The sequence below is a fragment of the Kitasatospora sp. NPDC001547 genome (assembly GCF_042894165.1).
GTDB lineage: Bacteria > Actinomycetota > Actinomycetes > Streptomycetales > Streptomycetaceae > Kitasatospora.
In genome coordinates this window covers 19,114-40,505 of record NZ_JBIAVL010000006.1, presented here as the reverse complement: position 1 = coordinate 40,505, position 21,392 = coordinate 19,114, and the positions used below count along the sequence as shown (strand labels likewise).

Sequence of the window (21,392 nt, the reverse complement as noted above, 5' to 3'; positions counted from 1 at the left end):
GGCCCCGGCACCGCCCGGGGCCAGCGGACAACACCCGGACCTGCCCCGGTACCGCCGGGGCAGGCCCGGGCCCTCTCGGCTCGGACAGCGGTTCGAGCCCAACCGTTACCGTTGCTGGGGGGCCACCGCCCGTACGGAGGCCCCCCGACGCGCCCTGCCACGGCTCCGCCGGGGCCCGCGCGGCACGAACTGGAGCCGCCCCCGCCGACGGGCGCGGCCGGCGCCCCCGACCGGAGAGCACGACCATGAGCGAGACCTGGCAGCGCCTGCGCCGCGACCACCCCCGGCTGCTCGACGCGGCCGGAGGCGTGGCCCTGATCACGGTCACCGCCCTCGGCGCCACCACCGACCAGGCCGCCGGGAAGTTCGTCAAGGCCGACCCGACGACCTGCGCCCTCGCGCTCGTCGCGGCCCTCACCGTCTTCTTCCACCGCCGCTGGCCGCGCGCCGTGGTCGCCGTCACCCTGCTCTGCACCATGCTGCTCGCCTGGAGCAGCCCCCGGCTCACCCCGATGCTGGCCACCCCGCTGCTGCTCGCGCTCTACTTCCTCGCCGTCCGCACCGACCGGGCCACCGCCTTCCGCGCCTCGGTCCTCACCGCGGTGCTGCTCACCGGGATCGCCCTGCTGTTCGGCCCCAGCGGCCCGGTCGGCGAACGGATCGGCGTCCTGGCCTGGGCCCTGCTGCCCGGCGCCCTCGGCGACTCCATCCGCAACCGCCGCGCCCACCTCGCGGCCATCGAGGAGCGCGCCGAACGCGCCGAGCGCACCCGCGAGGAGGAGGCCCGCCGCCGGGTCGCCGACGAGCGCATCAGGATCGCCCGCGACCTGCACGACGTCGTGGCCCACCACATAGCCCTCGCCAACGCCCAGGCCGGCATCGCCGTCCACCTCATGGACAACCACCCCGTCCAGGCCCGCGAGGTGCTCAGCCACATCACCGACGCCACCGGCTCGGCCCTCCAGGAACTGCGCGCCACCGTCGGCCTGCTGCGCCGCGCCGAGGAGCCCGCCCCGCTCGAACCCACCCCGGGCCTCGACCGGCTGCCCGAGCTGATCAACACCTTCGAGCGGGCCGGCCTGCCGGTCCGGCTCACCGTGGACGGCGAGGCCCGCCCGCTGTCGCCCGGCGTGGACCTCACCGCTTTCCGGATCGTCCAGGAGTCGCTGACCAACGTGGCCAAGCACGCCCACGGCGCCGACGCCGAGATCACCCTGGCCTACAGCGGCAGCCGGGTCGCGGTCAGCGTCGCCAACGGCCGCCCGACCGCGACCGGCCGCCCCCGCGCCGTGCCTCTGCCCCAGCACCCGCCGAGCGAGGGCGGCTTCGGACTGATCGGCATGCGCGAACGGGCCGGCGCGGTCGGCGGCCGGCTCAGCGCCGACCGGCGGCCCGACGGCGGCTTCCTGGTCACCGCCGAACTGCCGCTGCGCACCGGCGCCCGCGACGACGGCCCGGAGGCCGCCGGAGCCTTCACCGCCGCCGACGTCGCCCGGGCCGCCCGGGCCGTGCGCACCGCCGGTACCGATCACCCGACACCAGCCGAAGGACAGGCCGGCGCCGCCCGAGCGGACGGCGCCGTTCGAGAGGACAGGGACCACGCATGACCATCCGGGTACTGCTCGCCGACGACCAGGCCCTGCTGCGCGGCGCCTTCCGCCTGCTGATCGACGCGGAGGAGGACATGGAGGTGGTCGGCGAGGCCGCCGACGGCCGGGAGGCCGTCGCGCTCGCCCGGGCCACCAAGCCCGACATCGTGCTGATGGACATCCGGATGCCCGGCGTCGACGGCCTCGGCGCCACCGCCGAGATCTGCGGCGACGAGGAGCTGTCCGGCACCCGGGTGCTCATCCTCACCACCTTCGAGATAGACGAGTACGTGGCCCAGGCGCTGCGCGCGGGCGCCGGAGGCTTCCTCGGCAAGGGTGCCGACCCGAAGGAGCTGCTCGCCGCCGTCCGCACCGTCGCGGCGGGCGAGGCACTCCTCTCGCCCGCCGCCACCCGGGCCGTGATCGACCAGTTCCTGGCCCAGCCGGAGCCGGCCTCCGCCGCGCCCACGAGCGAGCGGCTCTCGGTCCTCATCGCCCGCGAGCGCGAGGTGATGTCGATGGCCGCCACCGGCCTCACCAACGAGGAGATCGCCGAGCGGATGTTCGTCAGCCCCTTCACCGTCCGCACCCACGTCCACCGGGCGATGTCCAAGCTCGACGCCCGGGACCGCGCCCAGCTCGTCGCCATCGCCTACCAGACCGGCCTGGTCCCGCCCGGCCGCCCGGCCTGAGCCGCTCGTTCCGAGTCCCCGGGATGGGGCCGCCCGCTCCGAGCCGCTCGGGATGGGGCCGGGCCGGGGCCGGGTCAGGCCTGGGCCCGCTCCGCGCCCGGACGCGGAGTCCGGGCACGGGGGAGGCCGAAGGCCGCGAGGGAGAGTCCGTCGGCCGGCTTCCCGTGCGACGAGGCCGTCCCCCGTCAGGGCTTGCGGGCCACCGCGCCGTACATGCTGACGCGGTCGGCGCCGGAGCCCGGGGCGGTGTCGGGGCGCCAGAGGGGCACGGTGGTGACGCCGGGGGCCAGGAGGTCGAGGCCGTCGAAGAAGGCCCGGACCTCCTCGCGGGAGCGGCCGACCAGGGGCGCGGTGGCCTTGTCGTAGACGCCGGTGACCCGGTCGCGGATCTCGGCCGGGATGAAGTCGGCGGTGCCGTGGGAGAGGACGAGGTGGCTGCCGGAGGGCAGGGTGTCCAGGAGGGTGGCGAGGACCTGGTGCGGCTTGTCCTCGTCCCGCAGGAAGTGGAGTACGGCGGCGAGGACGAGTCCGACCGGGCGGGAGAAGTCGAGCAGCCCCACCTCCCGGACGGCGTCCAGCAGGGCGTCGGGCTCGCGCAGATCGGCCTGGATGACGGTGGTGCGGCCGGGGCCGGAGCCGGCCATCAGGGCGCGGGCGTGGCTGAGCACGATCGGGTCGTTGTCCACGTAGACCACCCGCGCGCCCGGCCGGGCCGTCTGGGCGATCTCATGGGTGTTGCCGACGGTCGGGATGCCGGTGCCGATGTCGAGGAACTGGTCGACGCCGAGGTCGGCGACGCACCGCACCGCCCGGGTGAGGAAACCGCGGTTGGCGCGGGCGGTGGAGCGGAACTCCGGGTTGGCGGCGAGCGCCTTCTCGGCGGCGGCGCGGTCCGCGGGGAAGTTGTCCTTCCCGCCCAGGTAGTAGTCGTACATCCGGGCCGGGTGCGGCACGTCGGGCCGCAGGTCGGCCGCGATCCCGGCCTGGCCGGACTCCCACATGTCCTCGTATCCCACGGCTGCCGCCTCCTCCGCACAGAAATCACTGGTGATCCACTCGCGTCCTTGCTGGCGGACAGCCTAAAGCCCAGGTCACGGCCCCGGTACCGGTTGGTCGGGTCACCCCCGTATGTCCCTGTTCGTCGGGTGGGGGAGGTCGGCGGCTCACCGCGCGCCGCCGCCGCTCCCGTCGCAGGATGGGAGTTCGGGCAGTGGAACAGCCGGGGACGGGAGGTCGGGTCCGTGGTCATCGCAATGGCAGACATCCGCGAGTGGCGCGGCCACGCCGTGGTCGACGAGAAGGGCCACCGCATCGGTTCGCTGGAGTCGGTCTACGTGGAGACGGCCACTGACGAGCCGTTCTTCGTCACCGTCACGGTCGGTTTCGCCGGTCGGCGCCGCCTGGCGTTCGTGCCGCTGGACGGGGCCGTGGCCGGACCGGACTACCTCCGCGTGGCGTACCCGCGCAACCAGGTCAAACAGGCTCCGGCGATCGGCACCGACGACGTGCTGCCCGCCGAGGACGAGCCCGCCGTGTTCGCGCACTACGAGCTGCCGTACGCGACAGGCGCCGGCGGCGAGCGCCGCCTGGCCCGCCGCTGAGCCGCGCCGCTGAGCCGCGCCGTCCCGCCGCCGGACCAGCCGGCCCCGCCGGGACGGCCGGGCTGGCGGCGACTTCCGCGATCCGGGAATGGATACCCCGCCGGGTACACTTGTCCATCGACAGTCGATGTGAAAGGCGGCCCGACATGCAGGTGGACGAGGAGGCGGTCGGCGCGGTCCTGAACCGGCTGCGTCGCGCCCAGGGCCAGTTGGCCGGAGTGATCGCGATGATCGAGGCGGGCCGGGACTGCAAGGACGTGGTCACCCAGCTCGCCGCCGTCTCGCGCGCCCTCGACCGGGCGGGGTTCAAGATCGTTGCGAGCGGCATGCGCCAGTGCATGGCCGCCGCCGACGGGGACGCGCCGCCGATGAGCGAGGCCGAGCTGGAGAAGCTGTTCCTCGCCCTGGCCTGACCGCCGGCACGAGCCCGAGCCCGAGCCCGAGACCACGCCCGCCCGGAGGGCCGCGACGCTTCACCCGTCGCGGCCCTCTTCGGCTGCCGCGGACGTTCCCGTGAGGCCCGATGCCCCGTCCCCCGTCCGTCGCCTGCCCGTTCACGCCGTGGTCGTCGGCCTTCGGGTGAATGAAGGCGCCGCAGTTGTCCGGCCAACTGTCCCGGGACAGCCCCGCAACTGTCCCGTACAGCCGACCGCGGCGTCGGCCGGGGCGCCGATCCGGTGACCCCCGGCCGTGGCTCGGCCGCCCCGTCGCGGCTCGCCGCTACCGTCGGCGCATGCAGAAAATCACCACCTTCCTCTGGTTCGACGACCAGGCCGAAGAGGCCGCCACCTTCTACACGACGCTGTTCCCGAACTCCCGGATCACCGGCATCACCCGCTACGGCGAGGCCGGCCCCGGCCCGGTCGGCTCGGTGATGACCGTCGGGTTCGAGCTCGCCGGCCGCGAGTACACGGCCCTCAACGGCGGCCCCGAGTTCCACTTCACCGAGGCGATCTCACTCCAGGTCGAGTGCGATGACCAGCGGGAGGTCGACGAGCTCTGGGCCCGGCTCACCGCCGACGGCGGCCAGGAGGGCCCGTGCGGCTGGCTCAAGGACCGCTACGGCCTCTCCTGGCAGATCACCCCGCGGGTGCTGCTCGACCTGATCGCCGACGAGGACCGGGCCAAGGCGGGCCGGGTGATGGCGGCCATGCTGCGGATGCAGAAGATCGAGATCCAGCCGCTGCTCGACGCGGCCGAGGGCTGAGGCCGTGACCGCCCTCAGCCACCGCGGCGTCACCTACCTGCGGGCCACCCCCGAACGGGTCTGGCACGCGCTGACCAACGCCGACGAGTCCGGCCTCTACTGGGGCCACCGCAACGTCTCCACCTGGCTGCCCGGCGCGCCCTGGGAGCACCAGCGGACCGACGACTCCGGCGTCGCCGACGTGACCGGCACCGTCGAGGCGGTCGACCGCCCGCACCGGCTGGTCACCACCTGGGCCGGCCCGCAGGAGCAGCGCGCCGGCTGGCCCTCCAGGGTCACCTTCGAGCTCCAGGGCTGGCAGGACCTCACCCGGCTCACCGTGACCCACGAGAACCTCGCCGACGAGGCCGAGCGTACGGACGCCGAACGGGGCTGGTCGGCGGTGCTCGCCAACCTCAAGACCTACCTGGAGACCGGCCACCCGCTGCCCCAGCAGCCCTGGCTGATGCCCTGACCCCCGCCTCGCTGACCCCTGCCTCGCTGATCCCCTGCCTCGCTGATCCCCTGCCTCGCTGACACCTTGACCCTTTCAGCCCTGACCCCCTGAGCCCTGACCGCCGCCGCTCCGGGAACCGGCGAACGGCGCCCGGCCTACGCCGCCGGGCGCTCCGCCGAGCGCTCCGCCGGGACGGACGCCCGGCCGCCGCGGACCCGCTCGCCGCGCACCACGCGGCGCAACCAGGCGTAGCGGGAGAACCGCTCCCGGTTCGCCACCGAGGCCCGGTCCAGCTCCTCCATCAGCCGCCGACTGCGGTGCTCCAGGTCCAGCTCGTCAAGGATGCGGTCCACCTCGGCGAGCATCGAACCGTGCAGCTGCCAGGCCTCCGGGTGCTCCTGGACCTTGCGCAGCAGCAGTTGGGCGACGTTCTCCCGGCAGGCCCACGCCGCCGTCAGCTCAGCGGTCAGCCGGTCCTCCGCCTCCTCGGCGTTCCGGCTCACCTGGGTGGTCACCAGCACCGCGAAGCTCACCATCGCGTCGCCGACGTGCGCCAGCAGCTCCTCCAGCGCCACCGCGACGTCCGGCGGGAAGAGCCGCTCCTCGGGTCCGCGCTTCTTGGCCAGATCGGTCAGCGAGCGGGCCAGCACCCGGATCACCACCACGCAGATCTCCAGGGTGTCCAGCCCGGTGCGCAGCACCAGCCGGGACAGCAGCCCCTCGCTGATCCGCGGGTTGAACCGCAGGCTGTCCTCGGCCTGGCGCAGCGCCGCGTCCACGTCCGCGATCGCCTGGTCCAGCCGGCGGGCCTCGTGCAGCCGCTCGGCGGCCCGGGCCACCGGGGTGGGGCGGCCCAGCTCCTCGGAGATGTCGAGCAGCAGTTGGCGGGCCCGCCGGGCGAGGTCCTCGATCGACTCACCCGCGGTGTCCACCCAGACCGGAGGCGCGAACAGCAGGTTGAACAGCAGGCCGACGGCGGCGCCGATGAGCGTCTCCAGCACCCGGTCCCAGGCCTGCGAGGCCAGCTTGGTCACGCCCAGGATCAGCATCGCGCTGATCGCGACCTCCTGGACGAACTCCTCGACCCGGACGAAGCGGCCGACGACCAGCGAGGACAGGATGATCAGTCCGAGGCTCCACCAGGAGAGCCCGACCACGGCGCTGAACCCGATGGCGATCAGCACCCCGACCACCACCGAGTTGACCCGGCGGATGCTGGTCTTGAGCGTCGAGTAGACGGTGACCTGGACGACCAGCAGCGCGGTCAGCGGTGCCGTCAGCGGGGCGGGCTCGCTGCTCAGCGCCGTCGCCACGGCGTAGGAGATGGTGGCCGCGACGGTGGCCCGGATCGTCTGGACCACGAAGGGTTCTCGGGCGCTGCGGCGGAGCAGGTCCGCGAGTGTCTCCGGGAGAAGGGCCATGTCGCCCTTCTTTCCCCGCGGCCGCCCTTCACACCGCCTCCGGGGCCGTTCGGCACCCGTACGCCAGCATCGGACCCTCGTCAGCCCTCGCGGTTGAAGCGCAGCTTCCAGGGTGCCAGCGCGGACTCGACCTGCACGCCCATGCTCATCTTGGAGGCGCCCTCGATCCGCTCCTCGAAGCGGATCGGCACCTCGCGGATCGTCATGCCCTGCCTGACGACCCGGTAGTTCATCTCGACCTGGAAGGAGTAGCCGTTGCTCTGCACGGTCGGCAGGTCGATGGAGCGCAGGGTGCCGGCTCGCCAGGCCTTGAACCCGGCGGTGGCGTCCTTCACCCCGAGGCTGAGGATCGCGTTGACGTAGAAGTTCGCCCAGGTGGAGAGCGCCTTGCGGTGCCAGGGCCACTCCTCGGCGGTCGAACCGCCGTCGACGTAGCGGGAGCCCAGCACCACGGCGGTGTCGTCGGCGAGCAGCGTCTCGACCATCGCGGGTATCGCCGACGCCGGGTGGGAGAGGTCGGCGTCCATCTGCACCACGATGTCGGCGCCCTCGTCCAGGGCCCTCGCCATGCCGGCCAGGTAGGCCCGGCCGAGGCCGTCCTTCTCGGTGCGGTGCAGCACGCCCATGGTTCCGCCGGAGTCCGCGGCGAGCTTGTCGGCGACCTCGCCGGTGCCGTCGGGGGAGCTGTCGTCGACCACCAGCAGGTGCAGGTTGGGCACCGGGAGCTCCGCGAGCATGCCCGCGAGGACCGGGAGGTTCTCCCGCTCGTTGTACGTGGGGACGACCACAACGACCTTGGGGGAGGCCTCGACCATGTTCTGTTTCCCTCGTGCCTGCTCCGGATGGGACTGTGCGAGTGTATCGGGGGTGCCGGGCGGCTCCTGCCCCCGGCTCAGTGGGGACGAAGCCCCGACCCACCGGGGCGGACACCCGTTCGATCACGATGCGGTACCGTGACGGGCCGCAAACGTCGGAACGGCCGCCCCGGAGAGCTCTCATGACGTCCCGTCGCACCACCGTCCTGCCCGTCACCGCCCTGGTCCTCGCGGTGGCCGCCGTGTCGACGCTGACCGGGTGCGCCGCCGACGGCTCCACGCCGCCGACCGCCCGAACGACCGGAGCGTCCGCCGGCACCACCGGTGCGCCCGCCGAGGCGACCGGTGCGCCCGCCGACGCGACCGGAGCGCCCGCCGACGCGAGCGGCGCCTTCGACCCCGTGGTCGCGATCGCCCACCGCTCCTGGGAGCCGTACGCCGCGACCTTCGAGACGACCGTCGAGACGGGCGAGGGCGACGCCAAGGAGATGACCACCGTCACGGGCCGGTCGAACCACAACACCCCGGCCGAGGGCTCCCGCCTGGAGTCCCGAATGGTCCGCGGGTCCGACGTGCTGGCCTGGGAGGAGACGGTGACCATCGACCAGGTCGTCTACTGGCGGGACAAGGCGAACGGTGAGTCCCGATGGTCGAAGGACCAGAAGTCCCCGGCGGCTGCCGGGAGCAGCGCGAAGGACAAGGACGGCTACGCCAAGGCCCTGTTGGACGCCGGACCCGCCGCCCGCAGGGGCATGGAGACCGAGTCGGGGGTGCCGGTGTTCCACCTGAGCGCCAGTCTCTCACCGGCCGAGCTGCGCCGCGCGGACCCGAGCTACGGGGTGGGACGGCAGAACCAGGGCGTGGACGCGGGCGACTGCCAGGTGTGGATCGACCGGTTCGGCCGGACTGTCCGGGCCGAGCTGTCGACCGTGGTCGCCGGAAAGCCGGTCGTGACGAAGGAGCGGTACTCGGACTTCGGTCCCGCGGAGACCTTCACCCCGCCGGCCGTCGGCTGAGCCTGGCCCGCTACGCCGTGCCGTAGACGGCGGCGAGGTTGTCCTGCGCCGGGCGGGTGCGGCCGGCCGGGCCGGCGGCGAAGGCACGCAGGACGTTCTCGGTGACCTGGCGGACCAGGTCCCCGGCGTGCGAGTCGATGCCGTGGTCGGCCCTGCCGCCGCCGGGGCCGCGGGCCTCCAGCGCCTCGACCCAGCGCATCGTCCCGGTGGCGAACACCCCGGCACCGCTCGGCACGGTGTGGTAGGCGGTGTCGGCGTGGGAGCGGCGGCCGTCGCAGATCACCGGGGAGTGGGCGATCACCTCGATCGGGCGCGGGGTCGGGAAGCCGGTGTCCACCCGGTCGTACTCGACCCCGACCAGGTGCGGGAAGGACGCCCCCGCCGCGACGCCCGTCCCCTCGAAGGCCCAGTGCCCGGGCGAGGTGACCACGTACGGGGCGTCCACCGGGTAGCCGTCGTAGAGGACGCCGAGCATCGAGCTCTCCGGGTCGGCGTCCGGGCCGACCCGGAAGTCGGTGGTCGCCGGGGCGCCCGCCCGGTGGCCCGGGTCCTGCGCCCAGGCGTCCTTGTAGCAGACCACCGTGCGGTCCGGCCCGAGCCCGGTCGGCTCGAACCGCACCCGGCGGTAGCAGCAGTTGGCGCCCAGGACCGCCAGGTTGGTGCCGGCGTCCCTGGCCGCGACCACGTTGGCCCGCTGCTCGGGCGACCAGTACTCGTCGTGGCCCAGGGACAGGACGGCGCTCGCCCCGGCCAGCAGGCCGGGCTCGCGGGCCACGTCGATCCCGGTGGTGTAGGCGAGCGGCAGGCCGAGCCGCTCGGCGAGGGCGACCAGCGGCGCCTCGTAGACCAGGAACAGCCCGGCGCCGTGGTCGTAGTCGTACGGCCGGTCGAAGACGACCCGCAGCGAGCGGGTGGCCAGGCCGCCGGTCGGGCCGTTGTAGAGGCTGTGGCCGCCCCACTCGTTGTAGGCCTGCCAGGTCGCGGGGGCGCTCATGATCACGGTCCGGCCGGCGGTGCTCGCGGAGCGGACGGTGAGCGGGACGTAGCACCGTCCGGAGCCGTCCTCGGCGTCCAGCCGCAGCAGGTAGGCGCCCTCGGGCCAGTCGGCGGTGTCCACCGCCAGGGTGCGCTGCCAGCCGGTCAGCACGGTACGGGTCGCCGGGTCCACGTGCGGCGCGGGCTGGCTGCCGCCGGGCACGTGTTCGCGGCGCCACACCAGGCGGGCGCGGGCGCCGTCGTACCAGCCCGTCCGGTAGGCGGAGACGGTGAAGGCGGCGGCGGGGGTGGAGACGTGCAGGCCGAAGGGCTCGCCGGGCAGCACGCTGACCCGGTCGGCGAAGCCCTCGATGGCGCCGTCGGGGCCGGGGTCGGTGATCTCCCAGTCGGGGTTGCCGGGGAGGGAGCGCTCGCTCTCCGGGGCGGTGTGCCCGGCGGGGGCCGGGCCGTCAGGCGCGGGCGCGGGGACGGGGGCGGGAACTGGTCGGGGGACGGCTGGTTCGGTGGAGGCAGGGGCGGCGGACGGGACCGGGGCGGGGGCCTGGTCCGGGCGGCGGGGGCCGCAGGAGGTGACGGCGGCCGCCATCAGGCCCAGGCCCAGGATCCTCCGCCGGCTCGGCTCCACCACCGCGACCTCCCAGTTCGTGTTGATGCCCGCGTCCCTGCCTCCGCTGGCGCCGTGCCGCTGTCCGTACCCGTGCCGGCGCCCGTGTCGGTGCCCGTGGGTGTGCCCACCCGGTCGTCAGTGGCGCGGACATCCTCGCGTGTTCCGCGAGGTCCGGGCAGACCGCCGTGCCCGCGCCGACCGGGGCCGCGGGGCCGTCACCGGTGGGAACGGGCAGGTGGGGAGGCGGCCCGTCACCGGGGCAGGGCCGTACGGGCGCACCCGGGCGTGTCGGCGCGCGCGGTTGACCAGGCCCGATGAGCCGGTCCCCTAGCCTGACCAGGCCCGCCGTCCGGCGGCCACAGGGGATCCGGAGCCGCGCGCCCGGCCGAGTCGTGGACAGGGGTGCACGTGGTTTCGTCGGGGTCGGCCGAACCGGGGACGGGGCCGGTCACGAAGCGCGAGCGGTTCCGGGCCTGGATGCTGGAAGGCCTAGCGGACATGGCCAAACAGCACCCCGGCCCGCATGCCCAGTTGCCGCAGGTGAAGGGCCAGCGCTGGTGGCGGGTCATGTGCCTGACCGGTCTGGACTACTTCTCCACCCTCGGATACCAGCCCGGCATCGCCGCGCTCGCGGCCGGGCTGGTCTCGCCGCTGGCGACCATCGTGCTGGTGGTCGTCACCCTGCTCGGCGCGCTGCCGGTCTACCGGAGGGTCGCCCAGGAGAGCCCGCACGGCGAGGGCTCGATCGCGATGCTGGAACGGCTGCTGTCGTTCTGGCAGGGCAAGCTGTTCGTGCTCACCCTGCTGGGCTTCGCGGCCACCGACTTCATGATCACCATCACCCTGTCCGCCGCCGACGCCGGCGCCCACCTGGTGGAGAACCCGCACCTGCACAGCGCGCTGACCGGCAAGCAGGTCATGCTGACGCTGGTCATGATCGCGCTGCTCGGCGCGGTCTTCCTCAAGGGCTTCAGCGAGGCGATCGGCCTGGCCGTGGTGCTGGTCGCGGTGTACCTCTCGCTGAACGTGGTGGTGGTGGCCGACGGACTGTGGCACGTGCTCCGGGCTCCGCACCTGTTCAGCGACTGGACGGACGCGCTGACCGTGGAGCACGGCAACGGGATCGCCATGATCGGCGTCGCGCTGATCGTCTTCCCGAAACTGGCGCTCGGCCTGTCCGGCTTCGAGACGGGCGTGGCCGTGATGCCGCACATCGAGGGCGACCCGGACGACACCGAGGAGAAGCCCACCGGCCGCATCCGCGGCGCCCGCAAGCTGCTGACCACCGCGGCCGTGATCATGAGCGTGTTCCTGATCACCACCAGCTTCATCACCACCCTGCTCATCCCGGCGGACCAGTTCAAGACCGGCGGCCAGGCCAACGGCCGGGCGCTCGCCTATCTCGCCCACGAGTACCTGGGCAGCACCTTCGGCAGCGTCTACGACCTCTCCACGATCGCCATCCTGTGGTTCGCCGGAGCCTCCGCGATGGCCGGGCTGCTCAACCTGATGCCGCGCTACCTGCCCCGCTACGGGATGGCCCCGCACTGGGCCCGCGCGGTCCGGCCGACCGTCGTCGTGCTCACCCTGATCGCCTTCCTGGTGACCTGGATCTTCGACGCGAACGTGGACGCCCAGGGCGGTGCCTACGCGACCGGCGTGCTGGTGCTGATCAGCTCCGCCGCCATCGCCGTCACCATCGCCGCCCACAAGGCCGGGCAGCGCCGCTGGCGGGCCGGCTTCGCGGTGATCGCCGCGGTGTTCCTCTACACCACGGCGGTGAACATCGCCGAGCGGCCGGACGGCGTCAAGATCGGCGCCTGCTTCATCGCCGGGATCATGCTGGTGTCCTTCCTCTCCCGGCTCAAGCGGGCCTTCGAACTGCGCGTCACCGACGTGGTGCTCGACGGCGTCGCGGAACGGTTCGTCCGGGACTACACCCACCGCCCGCTGCGGTTGATCGCCAACGAGCCGAACAGCCGGGACCTCGCCGAGTACCGCGACAAGATGCACCAGATCCGGCGGGACAACGACATCCCGGCCGAGGACGACCTGGTCTTCGTCGAGGTCACCGTGCTCGACCCGTCCGACTTCGAGGCCGAACTGACCGTGCGCGGCGAGGTGCTGCACGGCCGCTACCGGGTGCTGTCGCTGGAGAGCTCCAGCGTGCCCAACGCCCTGGCCGCCCTGCTGCTCCAGGTCCGCGACCTCACCGGGCAGCAGCCGCACATCTACTTCGAGTGGACCGAGGGCAATCCCTTCGCCCAGTTCCTGCGGTTCTTCCTGTTCGGGCAGGGCGAGATCGCCCCGGTCACCCGCGAGGTGCTGCGCGAGGCCGAGCCGGACCGCTCGCGCCGCCCGGCCGTCCACGTGGGTTGACGGGCCCGGCCCGGGCCGACCGGGTTCGGTCGGGCCGGGCCGGGTCGACGGTGCGGGCCCCGGCCGGTCCTGACGGAGGGGCCACTCCGGCCGGTGGCGACGGAGCGGCCCCCGGACCCGTCAGCGGTTCTGGTGGGACCTGCTCCACGCCGGCGCCACGAAGGCCACCAGGGCCACGGCGAAGGCGAGCTGCAGGACGTGACGGATCCAGTCGATGCCCGAGGTGTGGCGGACGCCGATCCAGCCGGCGACGGCGTTGCCGAGCCAGGCCCCGGCGGCGCCTAGCAGCATGGTCAGCCACCAGGGGATCGACTGCGGTCCGCGCAGGATCAGTTTGGCGATCACGCCGAGCACGAAACCGATGAGCAGAATCCACAGGAGCTGGAACATCGCAGTCCACCTTCCGGGCGCTCCCGGGGCCGACGGCCCGGTGCGCCGTATCGCCGATGACGCGGTTCGTCCCATGATCACCCGGATCGGGCGAACGGGCACCTCGACAGGAGACCGCGCAGGTCAGCGCTGTGTCGGCGGGTGAATCGCGGAGGGGAGGGACGAGATCGCGCCGCAGGTCGGGCCGGAAAGAAGCTGTCCGTCCTCACCGCCGCACGGATAGGAATGGGCGGGACGCGGACGCGCCGCGTCGCGAGAGGAGCCGATCCCTGTGATACGCCTTCGTTCCGTCGCGCTGACCCTGGGCTGTACCGCCGCCGCGCTGACCCTGACCATGGGGACGGCCCAGGCCGCACCCGGCGACACCAGCACCGTCTGCTCCTCCTCGCTGACGCCGAGCGGCTTCGTCGACGTCCAGTGGTGGAACAGCGCCGGCTGCGGCTCCGGGTTCAACCCGAACACCAAGAAGATCATGCAGCTCACCGGCTACCCGGTCGGCACCGTGGTCAACGCCTGCGGCTCCACCTGGCCGCCGGACGGCTGGACGATCGTGAGCAGCTTCTACAGCTCCGGCTGCCGGTACTCCGCGGTGCCGAGCCTGGAGAAGAACTCCTGGCAGCTCAAGCGCGTCTCCTGACGCGGAACACCCGGCGCCTGAGGTTCGAGGCCTGGCGCCTGAGGTTCGAGGTCTGACTCCAGGGCCTGCGGCTTGAGGCCTGGGCTCGTCGTGCGACCTGACGGCGGCCGGGGCCTCAGCGGTCCCGGACCGCCTCGACGGCCTCGCGGACGTACGGGTGCGGGTCGTCCGCCAGGCCGTCCAGGAGGTCGGCGACGCCCGGGGTGGACCAGCGGCCGATCGCCCAGACCAGGTCCCCGCGCACCTCCGGGGCCGGGTGGACGGCCAGTCGGGCGAGGAGGTCCACCGGGCCGCGCCTGCGCAGCCCGAACCAGTGCAGCGCGGCCCGTAGTTCGGCCGGATCGCCCGGTTCGCCGGCCGCCGCGATCCGGGCGAGCAGCACGGGAACGGGCGGCGGCGGGCCGTCCAGCGGGTGCGGATGGCGCTCGCGCAGCCGGCGGCTGCCGTACTCGCCGCGGACGCGGCAGCCGAAACAGGTGCAGGGCCGGGTGCCGTGGGCGCCCGGCAGGTAGCGCCAGCCGGTGACCTGCGGGACGGCGCGGACCCGGTGCACCTCGCGGGTGCCCACCGCGCGTGGCAGGAACACCTCCCAGCCGCGCGGGTCGGTCAGCGAGCCGATCCGCCGGACCGCCTCGGCGGCCGGCAGCGGCCGATGGGCGTCCCGGCCGCGGCCGCCGTAGTGCCCGGCCAGGACCTCCTGCTCGTCGTCCAGCCGGAGGTGCACCGCGATCAACGGCCCGTTGGGGTGGAAACGGGCCAGCTCGCGCAGCCACTGGTGGGTCAGCGTGTACGAGGGCAGCACGGGGAAGCAGTACACCCCGCGCGCGCCGCCCTGGCCCCGGCTGTCGGCGCGGATTCCGGCGCGGCGGATGCGCGGCGCGTTCGCCGCTGCGGTCAGGTGCACGAACATCGCCATGGGGCGCGATCCTAGCGAGCGCCGGGCGGTGGTCCGAGCGGTTTTCCGGCCTCCCGGGCGGGTCGGCAAGGCCGGCTCCGGCGGCCGCGGTGGATCACACGGTGCGCGGCGGTCGCGGCTGGTCAGGCGGTCCGCGGCGGGTCAGGCGGTGTTCGCGCGGCGCTCGATCAGGGCGGCCAGCCCGTCCAGGATGCGGTCCAGGCCGAACTGCAGCGCCTGGTCGCGGCCGCCCGGTTCGGCCATGGCGGCGGCGACCGCGGGGAAGCGGTCGGCGTGCTCCTGGACCACGCTGCCGAGGGCGGCGAGGAGTTCGGCCTCGGGGGTGTCGACCGGCCCGGCGGCGCGGGACTGTGCGGCGATCCCGCGCACGTGCCCGGTGAGCAGGACGGCGGCGTCCATCCGTTCGGGGCCGGTCAGTCCGTGGCCGTCGAGTGCCGCCACCACCCGCTCCAGCCAGGCGAGTTCCCTCGGGCCGATCGCCCGGGCGCCGACGGTGGCGTCCAGCAGCCACGGGTGCCGGGCGAAGGAACCGGCCAAGTGGTGGGCCCAGGCGGTGAGTTGCTCCCGCCAGTCGGCGCCCTCCGGTGCGTCCGGCGGCGCGTCGACGGCCGACTCGACCATCAAGGCGATCAGTTCGGCCTTGCCGGGGACGTAGCGGTAGAGCGACATCTTGGTGAAGTCGAGCAGCCCGGCCACCTTCTGCATGGAGACCGCGCCCAGCCCCTCCGCGTCGGCGACCTCGACCCCGGCCGCGGCGATCCGCTCCAGGCTGAGGGCCGGCTTCGGCCCCCGGGTGGGCTTGGCCGGCGGGCCCCAGAGCAACCGCACCGTGTCGTTCGCCGCCTCGACCATCATCCGCTCCCCTTCTGAGGTCCCGCCCAGGGTCGTTCCACGTACCACCGGTGGTCCGTCGGTGTTCCGCCCTGGGCCGCTGACCGTGTTTCCGCCGGGCTTCCACCTGGGGGGTTGCCCTCCCAGCCAACTGTGTCTACCGTACACAGCAATGAACAGTGTCTGCGAGACACAGTTTCCTGATCATCGGACGGAGTGGTTTCCATGAGCGCCAAGGTCCTCATCTCGGGCGCGAGCATCGCCGGCCCCGCACTGGCCCACTGGCTGGGCAGGTACGGCTTCGAGGTGACCGTGGTCGAGCAGGCCCCCGCGCTGCGAGACGGCGGTCAGGACGTGGACTTCCGCGGCCGCACCCACCTGACCGTGCTGGAGCGGATGGGCGTCCTGGACGAACTGCGCGCGCTCGGCACCGGCGGCAGCCCGATGACCTTCGTCGGCCCCGACGGACGCCAACTGCTCCACCTGCCGGCCGAGTTCGCCGGCGGCGACGTGGAGGTCCCACGCGGGGAACTGGCCCAGCTGCTGCACCGGCACAGCAGCGCCCGCGCCGAGTACGTGTTCGGAGACTCGATCACGGCCCTGGAGGAGACCCCGAGCGGCGTCCGGGTCGCCTTCCGGCACGGGGCGCCGCGCGAGTTCGACCTCGTGATCGGCGCCGACGGGCTGCACTCCAACGTCCGCCGGCTCGCCTTCGGGCCCGAGCAGCGCTACGTCCGCCACCTCGGCTACTACGCGGCCACCTGGCAGCTGCCCAACACCCTCGGGCTGCCGGTCGGCGGGGTCGGCCTCAACGTCCCCGGCCGGCTGATGTCCGTCGGCGCCGCCCACCGCGACCCGGGCCGGGCCGGTGCGTTCTGCCTCTTCGCCTCGCCCGAACTGCGCTACGACCGCCACGACCCGGGGCAGGAGAAGGCACTGATCCGGGCCGCCTTCGCCGGCCTCGGCTGGCGGGTGCCGCAGCTGCTGGAGAGCCTGGACGCCGCCCCCGAGCTGTACTTCGACTCGATCAGCCGCGCCGACGTACCCACCTGGTCGACCGGCCGGATCGCCCTGCTCGGCGACGCCGCCTGCGGCGCGACCATCGGCGGCATGGGCACCGGCACGGCTGTCGTGGCCGCGTACGTCCTGGCGGGCGAACTGGCCCGGGCCCGCGGCGACCACCGGGCGGCCTTCGACCGCTACGAGAAGCTGCTGCGCGGCTACGCCCAGGGCTGCCAGAAGGGCGGCGACCGCACCGGCCCGTTCCTCGCGCCGCGCACCACCGCGGGCCTGCGGTTCCGCAACGCCCTGCTCAACCGGCGCTGGGCGCTGGACAAGATGCTGGAGCTGGGCAGGCAGGTCAGCAGCGTCGAACTGCCGGACTACGACGGGGAGCTTGCCCGTGGGCCGAAGGTCAGGGGATGAGCGGGGGCACTCGGGGAGAGTTCGGTGGGGCGGGGCGGGAGGGCGGCAGGACAGACCAGCCCGAAGTCCTGTCAATCTCGGTGGGCGGGCTGCACGCCCGGCCCGGTCCGCCGCCGCTGTGCTGGGGGGTGCGGGTTGCGGGCGCCCGGTAGGACGACGGTGGTGGCCGGACTGCCCCCGCCGTTCCAGCGGTCGGCGCGCAGGCAGGCACGGGAGGCCGAGCCGACTCGGGGCAGAAAGTCCCACCCGTTCGGCCCCTTGGCCCCTGGCGAACGGAGCCGCCGCGCGCGATGCTGCCGGTACGGGCCGGGACGATCCGCGCCCGGTCGGACCAGCATCGTTGGACGAGGTGAACCGGCGTGCGGCATGCCACCGTCGAATCCGTGATGACCAGCCCCGTGGTCCTGGTCTCGCCCGAGACCGGATTCCGGGAGATCGTGGCGCTGCTGAGCGAGTACGACATCACCGGCGTGCCGGTGGTGGATCCGGAGGGGCGGCCGCTGGGCGTGGTCTCGGAGGCCGATCTGCTGCGCACCCTGGCCGCGCAGGAGGACCCGGCCAGCCTGTTGCCCGCGCCCGAATCGGCGCCGGCGGGCCCGGACGGCGAGGTGACCGCGGCCGACCTGATGACTACGCAGCCGGTGTGCACCACGCCGGACACCAGTGTGGTCGCGGCGGCGCGGCTGATGAGCCGGCACGGCCTGAAGCGGCTGCCGGTGCTGGACGAGGAGGGGCGCGTGATCGGCATGGTCAGCCGCGGTGACCTGCTGCGGGTGTTCCTGCGCGAGGACATGGTGATCCGGCGGGAGATCGTCGAGGAGGTGCTCGGCCGGATCGAGGGGGTCAGTCCGGCGGAGATCGGGGTGGAGGTCAACCAGGGGCGGGTGGTGCTCAGCGGCACCGTGCCCGAGCCGTACCTGGTGCCGATCGTCCTCAACCTGTGCCGCTCGGTGGACGGGGTGGTCTCGGTGACCGACCGCCTCGCCGCCGGAGGTGCGGCACCGGTCGGCTGACCGGCCGCGCCCCCCGCCGTACCTTCGTCCAGGGTCGAACGATCCGCTTCGCATACTGCGGAGGGTATCGGGTAACTCACTCTGTGTGCCTGGCGGTGTGGGCTGCCGGGGCGCCGGAGCTTCGGGGAGGCGGCCGTGGCAGTCGTTTTCGACGCGGACTTCACTTCGACCAGTCAGTGGATCGCCGGGCGCAGCAGCGCGTATCCCCGGATGGGGCCGACCAACCGGAGCGACCACAAGCTCGACTACCTCAGCCGCGACTACTGCCCCGACGGGGTCTTCGCGGCGGTCAGGCGGCACAGCGGCGGGCTGTGGAGCTGCAACCTGCTGACCACGGAGGGGAGCCCGGACGGTTTCCAGCTCCTGTCCGGGGACGTGTTGTCGGCGAGGGTGACGCTGCCCGTCGAACTGGGTGCCTGGCCGGCGATCTGGACCTGGCGGGACGGCGGCAACGAGGTGGACGTCTTCGAGTACCACCCGGACAACCCGGACCTGCTGGAGATCTCCAACCACGTCCGGGGCGGCTTCCGGTACTGGCACGGCGCGGACGCCGGGATCGCTCCGGGGGCGACCTTCGACCTACGGGTGGTGCTCGGTGCGAAATCCGTGGACTGGTACGTGGCGGACGAGCTGGTCTACGCGGACCTGCACGGGGTCGGCTCCGGGTGGCACGCCTACCTGATCGTCAACATGTCGGTGGCGGACGGCACGTACCACGACCGACCGCCGTACGGCGGGCCGGACCGGCTGAGCTGGGTCTGCCACAGCCTCCGGGTCGAGCGCTGAGCGGCCGGTGGGAGGGCGCGGGTCCACCTACGGCTCGTGGGGTGCGAACGCGGCCGTGATCGGACCGCGGGGGGCGTATCCACCGCGGGGGTCGAGTGGGATGAGGAGGGCGCGTGGGTCGCTTGGTCCGTAGGGGTCGTGCGAGTTCTGCGGGCCGGGTGAGCCGTACGGGCTGTGCGGGTTGTACGGGCTGTGCGGGGCGGAGCGCTGGAACCAGACCGCCCGGCGCTGCGGGCCGATGTGGGCGGGGTCGGTCACGTACAGGTCGTCGCGCGGGGCGCGTTCGTTGCCCGGGGCGAGTGCCGCGTCCACCGCGCGGTCGGCGATCGAGCGCAGCAGCGCGGCGGCGGTGGTCTCGGCGGCGGCCGGCGCGATGGCCAGGGCGGTGAGCTCGGCCCAGAGGGCAGCGGTGACGTAGTCGATCGGGGAGTGGCCGAGCGCCGGGTGGGGACGCGGGTCCGGGTGGCGCCGCAGCACCCCGGCGGCGACGAGCTGCTCGGGGGAGCGGTCGTCGTCCGGCAGGTGGAGGGCCACGGGTGGCTGGTGAGCCGGGGGCCGCTGGAGGTGGGGCGCGGGCGGCGGGTGGTGGGTCACGAGCGGCACGCTACCCCGGGTGGGCGCCGGGCCGACCGCCGGATCGTTTTCTCGGGCCGCCCTCACGCCGCTTTCACCGCTGACGGGCGCACGATGGTGGTAAGGCGCTGCTCACCTCGGCGGGCTCCGACGGGGCCGGAGGAGGAGGTCCTGATGAGGTACTGGCACGGACACGGCCACATGGATGGCTGGGGCATCGGCCTGATGGCGTTCGGGACGCTGCTGTTCCTGGTGATCGTCGTACTCCTGGCCGTGGCCCTGTTCCGCTACCTGTCGCACTCGCGGCAGCCGATGCCGCCCGGGCGGGCGACTCCGGGTGTCGGTGGATTCGGGGAGGGGGGCCGGCCGGGTTGGGGCCGGGACGGGCAGGGGAGGCCGGGATTCCAGGGGGTGCCCCCGGAGCAGCTGCTCGCCGAGCGGTTCGCGCGGGGCGAGATCGACGCGGAGGAGTACCGGCACCGACTGGAGACGCTGCGCTCGGCGAACCGGCCGGGCGGCGATTGACCGTGGTGGCGACCCGGGCCGGGCCCGCCGCGGTTCGCGTGCGGCGGGCCCGGCCTGTGCTTGGGTTCCAACGGTCCGGCGGGGCTTCTTCGGTGACCGGTCGGTGAGGCCTCGGAAGCCGGTCGGTGGGGCTTCGGGGGCCGGTCGGCGGGCCGTCTACTCGACGACCAGCTCGACCGGGATGTTGCCCCGGGTGGCGCGGGAGTACGGGCAGACCTCGTGGGCCTGCTTGACCAGCAGCTCGCCGGTCTCGCCCGCGAGGGACTCGGGCAGCTCGACGCGCAGCACGACGGCGAGGCCGAAGCCGGCCCCGTCCTTGCCGATGGACACCTCGGCGGTCACCGAGACCTCGCTGGTGTCCACCCGGGCCTGGCGGCCGACCAGGCCGAGGGCGCTGGCGAAGCAGGCGGCGTAACCGGCGGCGAAGAGCTGCTCCGGGTTGGTGCCCTGGCCGCTGCCGCCGAGCGCGGGCGGCATGGCCAGCGCGAGGTCCAGCTGGCCGTCGGAGCTGACGGCGCGGCCCTCCCGGCCGTTGGCGGTGGCGGCGGCGGTGTAGAGCGCGTCCATGGTGGCGTCCCCTTCGGATCCTGGGTGTTGCTGCGGTCGGTTTCCGGCGGATGCCGGTCCGGTGTGCTTCGCGGCGGCCGTCCGGTCGTCGCTGCGCTGCGACAAGTAGAGCACGCAATTCAATTGCGCACAACTCAATGGCGTGATGGCGATCGGTACCATGGGTCCATGACCACCCACCCCGGCATGGCGGACCAGGAACTGCTCCGCCTCGACCAGCAGATCTGCTTCTCGCTCAACGCGGCCTCCCGTGCCTTCGGCGGCGTCTACCGGGTGCTGCTGCGCGACCTCGGGCTGACCTATCCGCAGTACCTGGTCATGTTGGTGCTGTGGGAGGAGGGCGAGCTGCCCGTCAAGCGGATCGGCGAGCGGCTGCGGCTGGACTCCGGGACGCTCTCGCCGCTGCTCAAGCGTCTGGAGGCGGCGGGACTGGTGCGCCGCGAGCGGAGTCCGGAGGACGAGCGGTCGGTCACCGTCCGGCTGACCTCCGAGGGGTCGGCGCTGCGCGAGCGGGCCGGGCAGGTCCCGCGGCGGCTCCTTGCGGCGACCGGCCTGCCGATCGAGGACCTGGCCGCGCTGCGCGGGCTGCTGGACCGGGTGACGTCCGCGCTGGACGTTGCGGAGGTGGAGCCGGCGCCGTAGGGGGCGGGGTGGTCGATGGGGCGGGTTCGGGGGTGAGGGGTGAGTTCACCGGGGGTCGGTCGCGGGGTGGAGGGGGCTGGGTGGGTCTCGCCGGGCCTTGTCAAGCGGCGCTCTCGATGGCTGTGATCTGGGTCACGTTTCGGAGGCTCCGGCGGGATTCGTGAGGGCGAAGCCGCAGGTCAACGGTGCTGTTCAAAAGTGAACGGAATCGTTCGGCAATTGTCCGCCCGATCCGGTCAACCCCCCGCTCCCCCCCCGGACGGTTACACCACGAGCCCCAAGGGGCCGTCGGCGTGCCACCAGGCGGGTCGGCCAGTCGACCCACGAA

At 73.6% G+C, this 21,392-nt stretch carries 23 protein-coding genes; 14 read left to right on the top strand and 9 right to left on the bottom strand.

The window, feature by feature from the left end:
- Positions 1–245 precede the first annotated feature (245 nt).
- The gene (locus ACFY0X_RS13675) at positions 246–1,607 is read left to right on the top strand and encodes a sensor histidine kinase (protein WP_387753334.1); all 1,362 of its coding nucleotides are present in this window, start codon (positions 246–248) and stop codon (positions 1,605–1,607) included.
- Positions 1,604–2,281 (top strand): response regulator, encoded by a 678-nt coding sequence (locus ACFY0X_RS13670; RefSeq protein WP_387753331.1) that lies wholly within the window; start codon positions 1,604–1,606, stop codon positions 2,279–2,281. Before ACFY0X_RS13675 ends, ACFY0X_RS13670 begins: the two co-directional genes overlap by 4 nt.
- 185 nt (positions 2,282–2,466) lie before the next feature.
- Here the strand turns inward: ACFY0X_RS13670 and ACFY0X_RS13665 are convergent, their stop codons facing one another.
- Positions 2,467–3,282 carry an SAM-dependent methyltransferase gene (locus ACFY0X_RS13665; protein WP_387754053.1) on the bottom strand — a complete coding sequence of 272 codons (816 nt, stop codon included), beginning with the start codon at positions 3,280–3,282 and terminating at the stop codon, positions 2,467–2,469.
- A 252-nt stretch (positions 3,283–3,534) separates the two neighbouring features.
- On the opposite strand from ACFY0X_RS13665, the gene ACFY0X_RS13660 reads away from it, so the two are divergent.
- From ACFY0X_RS13660 to ACFY0X_RS13645, 4 genes are all read left to right on the top strand, one after another.
- On the top strand, positions 3,535–3,882 hold the full coding sequence (locus ACFY0X_RS13660; protein ID WP_387753328.1) for a PRC-barrel domain-containing protein: 348 nt from the start codon (positions 3,535–3,537) through the stop codon (positions 3,880–3,882).
- 146 nt (positions 3,883–4,028) lie between these two features.
- Complete coding sequence (locus ACFY0X_RS13655) at positions 4,029–4,295, top strand: metal-sensitive transcriptional regulator (protein WP_380573425.1); 267 nt, start codon at positions 4,029–4,031, stop codon at positions 4,293–4,295.
- A 320-nt stretch (positions 4,296–4,615) separates the two neighbouring features.
- Positions 4,616–5,089 (top strand): VOC family protein, encoded by a 474-nt coding sequence (locus tag ACFY0X_RS13650; RefSeq protein WP_387753325.1) that lies wholly within the window; start codon positions 4,616–4,618, stop codon positions 5,087–5,089.
- A 4-nt stretch (positions 5,090–5,093) separates the two neighbouring features.
- Entirely contained in the window at positions 5,094–5,543 is a 450-nt protein-coding gene (locus tag ACFY0X_RS13645) for an SRPBCC domain-containing protein (protein WP_387753323.1), read from the top strand.
- Positions 5,544–5,680: 137 nt separating this feature from the next.
- Here ACFY0X_RS13645 and ACFY0X_RS13640 read toward each other — a convergent pair whose 3' ends face one another.
- Both ACFY0X_RS13640 and ACFY0X_RS13635 read right to left on the bottom strand, forming a co-directional pair.
- Positions 5,681–6,946: an aromatic acid exporter family protein gene (locus tag ACFY0X_RS13640; RefSeq protein ID WP_387753320.1), complete on the bottom strand. Its 1,266-nt coding sequence runs from the start codon at positions 6,944–6,946 to the stop codon at positions 5,681–5,683.
- A gap of 80 nt (positions 6,947–7,026) precedes the next feature.
- Complete coding sequence (locus ACFY0X_RS13635) at positions 7,027–7,761, bottom strand: polyprenol monophosphomannose synthase (protein ID WP_387753318.1); 735 nt, start codon at positions 7,759–7,761, stop codon at positions 7,027–7,029.
- Between the two features lie 182 nt (positions 7,762–7,943).
- Here ACFY0X_RS13635 and ACFY0X_RS13630 point away from each other — a divergent pair, with 182 nt between their 5' ends.
- Entirely contained in the window at positions 7,944–8,777 is an 834-nt protein-coding gene (locus ACFY0X_RS13630; RefSeq protein ID WP_387753315.1) for a hypothetical protein, read from the top strand.
- Positions 8,778–8,787: 10 nt separating this feature from the next.
- Here ACFY0X_RS13630 and ACFY0X_RS13625 read toward each other — a convergent pair whose 3' ends face one another.
- Positions 8,788–10,401, bottom strand: a complete 1,614-nt coding sequence (locus ACFY0X_RS13625; protein WP_387753312.1) for a N,N-dimethylformamidase beta subunit family domain-containing protein — start codon at positions 10,399–10,401, stop codon at positions 8,788–8,790.
- Between the two features lie 477 nt (positions 10,402–10,878).
- Between ACFY0X_RS13625 and ACFY0X_RS13620 the strand changes: the two genes are divergently transcribed.
- Positions 10,879–12,759 carry an amino acid transporter gene (locus ACFY0X_RS13620; RefSeq protein ID WP_387753310.1) on the top strand — a complete coding sequence of 627 codons (1,881 nt, stop codon included), beginning with the start codon at positions 10,879–10,881 and terminating at the stop codon, positions 12,757–12,759.
- A gap of 120 nt (positions 12,760–12,879) precedes the next feature.
- Here the strand turns inward: ACFY0X_RS13620 and ACFY0X_RS13615 are convergent, their stop codons facing one another.
- Positions 12,880–13,149, bottom strand: coding sequence for a GlsB/YeaQ/YmgE family stress response membrane protein (locus tag ACFY0X_RS13615; RefSeq protein WP_387753307.1), 270 nt, complete (start codon positions 13,147–13,149; stop codon positions 12,880–12,882).
- A 271-nt stretch (positions 13,150–13,420) separates the two neighbouring features.
- On the opposite strand from ACFY0X_RS13615, the gene ACFY0X_RS13610 reads away from it, so the two are divergent.
- Positions 13,421–13,786, top strand: coding sequence for a hypothetical protein (locus ACFY0X_RS13610; RefSeq protein ID WP_387753304.1), 366 nt, complete (start codon positions 13,421–13,423; stop codon positions 13,784–13,786).
- A gap of 115 nt (positions 13,787–13,901) precedes the next feature.
- Here the strand turns inward: ACFY0X_RS13610 and ACFY0X_RS13605 are convergent, their stop codons facing one another.
- Together ACFY0X_RS13605 and ACFY0X_RS13600 are read right to left on the bottom strand one after the other, a co-directional pair.
- Positions 13,902–14,702, bottom strand: a complete 801-nt coding sequence (locus ACFY0X_RS13605) for a HEAT repeat domain-containing protein (protein ID WP_387753302.1) — start codon at positions 14,700–14,702, stop codon at positions 13,902–13,904.
- Between the two features lie 141 nt (positions 14,703–14,843).
- Positions 14,844–15,557 (bottom strand): TetR/AcrR family transcriptional regulator, encoded by a 714-nt coding sequence (locus ACFY0X_RS13600; protein WP_387753300.1) that lies wholly within the window; start codon positions 15,555–15,557, stop codon positions 14,844–14,846.
- A gap of 201 nt (positions 15,558–15,758) precedes the next feature.
- On the opposite strand from ACFY0X_RS13600, the gene ACFY0X_RS13595 reads away from it, so the two are divergent.
- The 3 genes from ACFY0X_RS13595 (at position 15,759) to ACFY0X_RS13585 (ending at position 18,757) form a co-directional block, all read left to right on the top strand.
- Positions 15,759–16,958, top strand: coding sequence for an FAD-dependent monooxygenase (locus ACFY0X_RS13595; RefSeq protein ID WP_387753297.1), 1,200 nt, complete (start codon positions 15,759–15,761; stop codon positions 16,956–16,958).
- Between the two features lie 386 nt (positions 16,959–17,344).
- A complete protein-coding gene (locus tag ACFY0X_RS13590) occupies positions 17,345–17,971 on the top strand; it encodes a CBS domain-containing protein (RefSeq protein ID WP_387754050.1) in 627 nt (208 codons plus the stop codon).
- A 135-nt stretch (positions 17,972–18,106) separates the two neighbouring features.
- Positions 18,107–18,757: a beta-glucanase gene (locus ACFY0X_RS13585; protein ID WP_387753294.1), complete on the top strand. Its 651-nt coding sequence runs from the start codon at positions 18,107–18,109 to the stop codon at positions 18,755–18,757.
- 27 nt (positions 18,758–18,784) lie between these two features.
- On the opposite strand, the gene ACFY0X_RS13580 is transcribed toward ACFY0X_RS13585, so the two are convergent.
- Positions 18,785–19,291 (bottom strand): hypothetical protein, encoded by a 507-nt coding sequence (locus ACFY0X_RS13580; protein WP_387753291.1) that lies wholly within the window; start codon positions 19,289–19,291, stop codon positions 18,785–18,787.
- 213 nt (positions 19,292–19,504) lie between these two features.
- Between ACFY0X_RS13580 and ACFY0X_RS13575 the strand changes: the two genes are divergently transcribed.
- The gene (locus tag ACFY0X_RS13575; protein WP_387753288.1) at positions 19,505–19,855 is read left to right on the top strand and encodes a hypothetical protein; all 351 of its coding nucleotides are present in this window, start codon (positions 19,505–19,507) and stop codon (positions 19,853–19,855) included.
- Positions 19,856–20,011: 156 nt separating this feature from the next.
- On the opposite strand, the gene ACFY0X_RS13570 is transcribed toward ACFY0X_RS13575, so the two are convergent.
- Positions 20,012–20,422 carry an organic hydroperoxide resistance protein gene (locus ACFY0X_RS13570; protein WP_355266881.1) on the bottom strand — a complete coding sequence of 137 codons (411 nt, stop codon included), beginning with the start codon at positions 20,420–20,422 and terminating at the stop codon, positions 20,012–20,014.
- A gap of 168 nt (positions 20,423–20,590) precedes the next feature.
- On the opposite strand from ACFY0X_RS13570, the gene ACFY0X_RS13565 reads away from it, so the two are divergent.
- Positions 20,591–21,064: a MarR family winged helix-turn-helix transcriptional regulator gene (locus ACFY0X_RS13565; protein WP_387753285.1), complete on the top strand. Its 474-nt coding sequence runs from the start codon at positions 20,591–20,593 to the stop codon at positions 21,062–21,064.
- The last annotated feature ends 328 nt before the right edge of the window (positions 21,065–21,392 follow it).

Coding starts and splice junctions, on each gene's coding strand:
- ACFY0X_RS13640 (WP_387753320.1), bottom strand. CDS start 6,946: ATGGCCCTTCTCCCGGAGACACTCGCGGACCTGCTCCGCCGCAGCGCC.
- ACFY0X_RS13670 (WP_387753331.1), top strand. CDS start 1,604: ATGACCATCCGGGTACTGCTCGCCGACGACCAGGCCCTGCTGCGCGGC.
- ACFY0X_RS13620 (WP_387753310.1), top strand. CDS start 10,879: ATGGCCAAACAGCACCCCGGCCCGCATGCCCAGTTGCCGCAGGTGAAG.
- ACFY0X_RS13660 (WP_387753328.1), top strand. CDS start 3,535: ATGGCAGACATCCGCGAGTGGCGCGGCCACGCCGTGGTCGACGAGAAG.
- ACFY0X_RS13615 (WP_387753307.1), bottom strand. CDS start 13,149: ATGTTCCAGCTCCTGTGGATTCTGCTCATCGGTTTCGTGCTCGGCGTG.
- ACFY0X_RS13575 (WP_387753288.1), top strand. CDS start 19,505: ATGAGGTACTGGCACGGACACGGCCACATGGATGGCTGGGGCATCGGC.
- ACFY0X_RS13630 (WP_387753315.1), top strand. CDS start 7,944: ATGACGTCCCGTCGCACCACCGTCCTGCCCGTCACCGCCCTGGTCCTC.
- ACFY0X_RS13650 (WP_387753325.1), top strand. CDS start 4,616: ATGCAGAAAATCACCACCTTCCTCTGGTTCGACGACCAGGCCGAAGAG.
- ACFY0X_RS13605 (WP_387753302.1), bottom strand. CDS start 14,702: ATGGCGATGTTCGTGCACCTGACCGCAGCGGCGAACGCGCCGCGCATC.
- ACFY0X_RS13590 (WP_387754050.1), top strand. CDS start 17,345: ATGACCAGCCCCGTGGTCCTGGTCTCGCCCGAGACCGGATTCCGGGAG.
- ACFY0X_RS13565 (WP_387753285.1), top strand. CDS start 20,591: ATGACCACCCACCCCGGCATGGCGGACCAGGAACTGCTCCGCCTCGAC.
- ACFY0X_RS13595 (WP_387753297.1), top strand. CDS start 15,759: ATGAGCGCCAAGGTCCTCATCTCGGGCGCGAGCATCGCCGGCCCCGCA.
- ACFY0X_RS13675 (WP_387753334.1), top strand. CDS start 246: ATGAGCGAGACCTGGCAGCGCCTGCGCCGCGACCACCCCCGGCTGCTC.
- ACFY0X_RS13570 (WP_355266881.1), bottom strand. CDS start 20,422: ATGGACGCGCTCTACACCGCCGCCGCCACCGCCAACGGCCGGGAGGGC.
- ACFY0X_RS13635 (WP_387753318.1), bottom strand. CDS start 7,761: ATGGTCGAGGCCTCCCCCAAGGTCGTTGTGGTCGTCCCCACGTACAAC.
- ACFY0X_RS13665 (WP_387754053.1), bottom strand. CDS start 3,282: ATGTGGGAGTCCGGCCAGGCCGGGATCGCGGCCGACCTGCGGCCCGAC.
- ACFY0X_RS13600 (WP_387753300.1), bottom strand. CDS start 15,557: ATGATGGTCGAGGCGGCGAACGACACGGTGCGGTTGCTCTGGGGCCCG.
- ACFY0X_RS13655 (WP_380573425.1), top strand. CDS start 4,029: ATGCAGGTGGACGAGGAGGCGGTCGGCGCGGTCCTGAACCGGCTGCGT.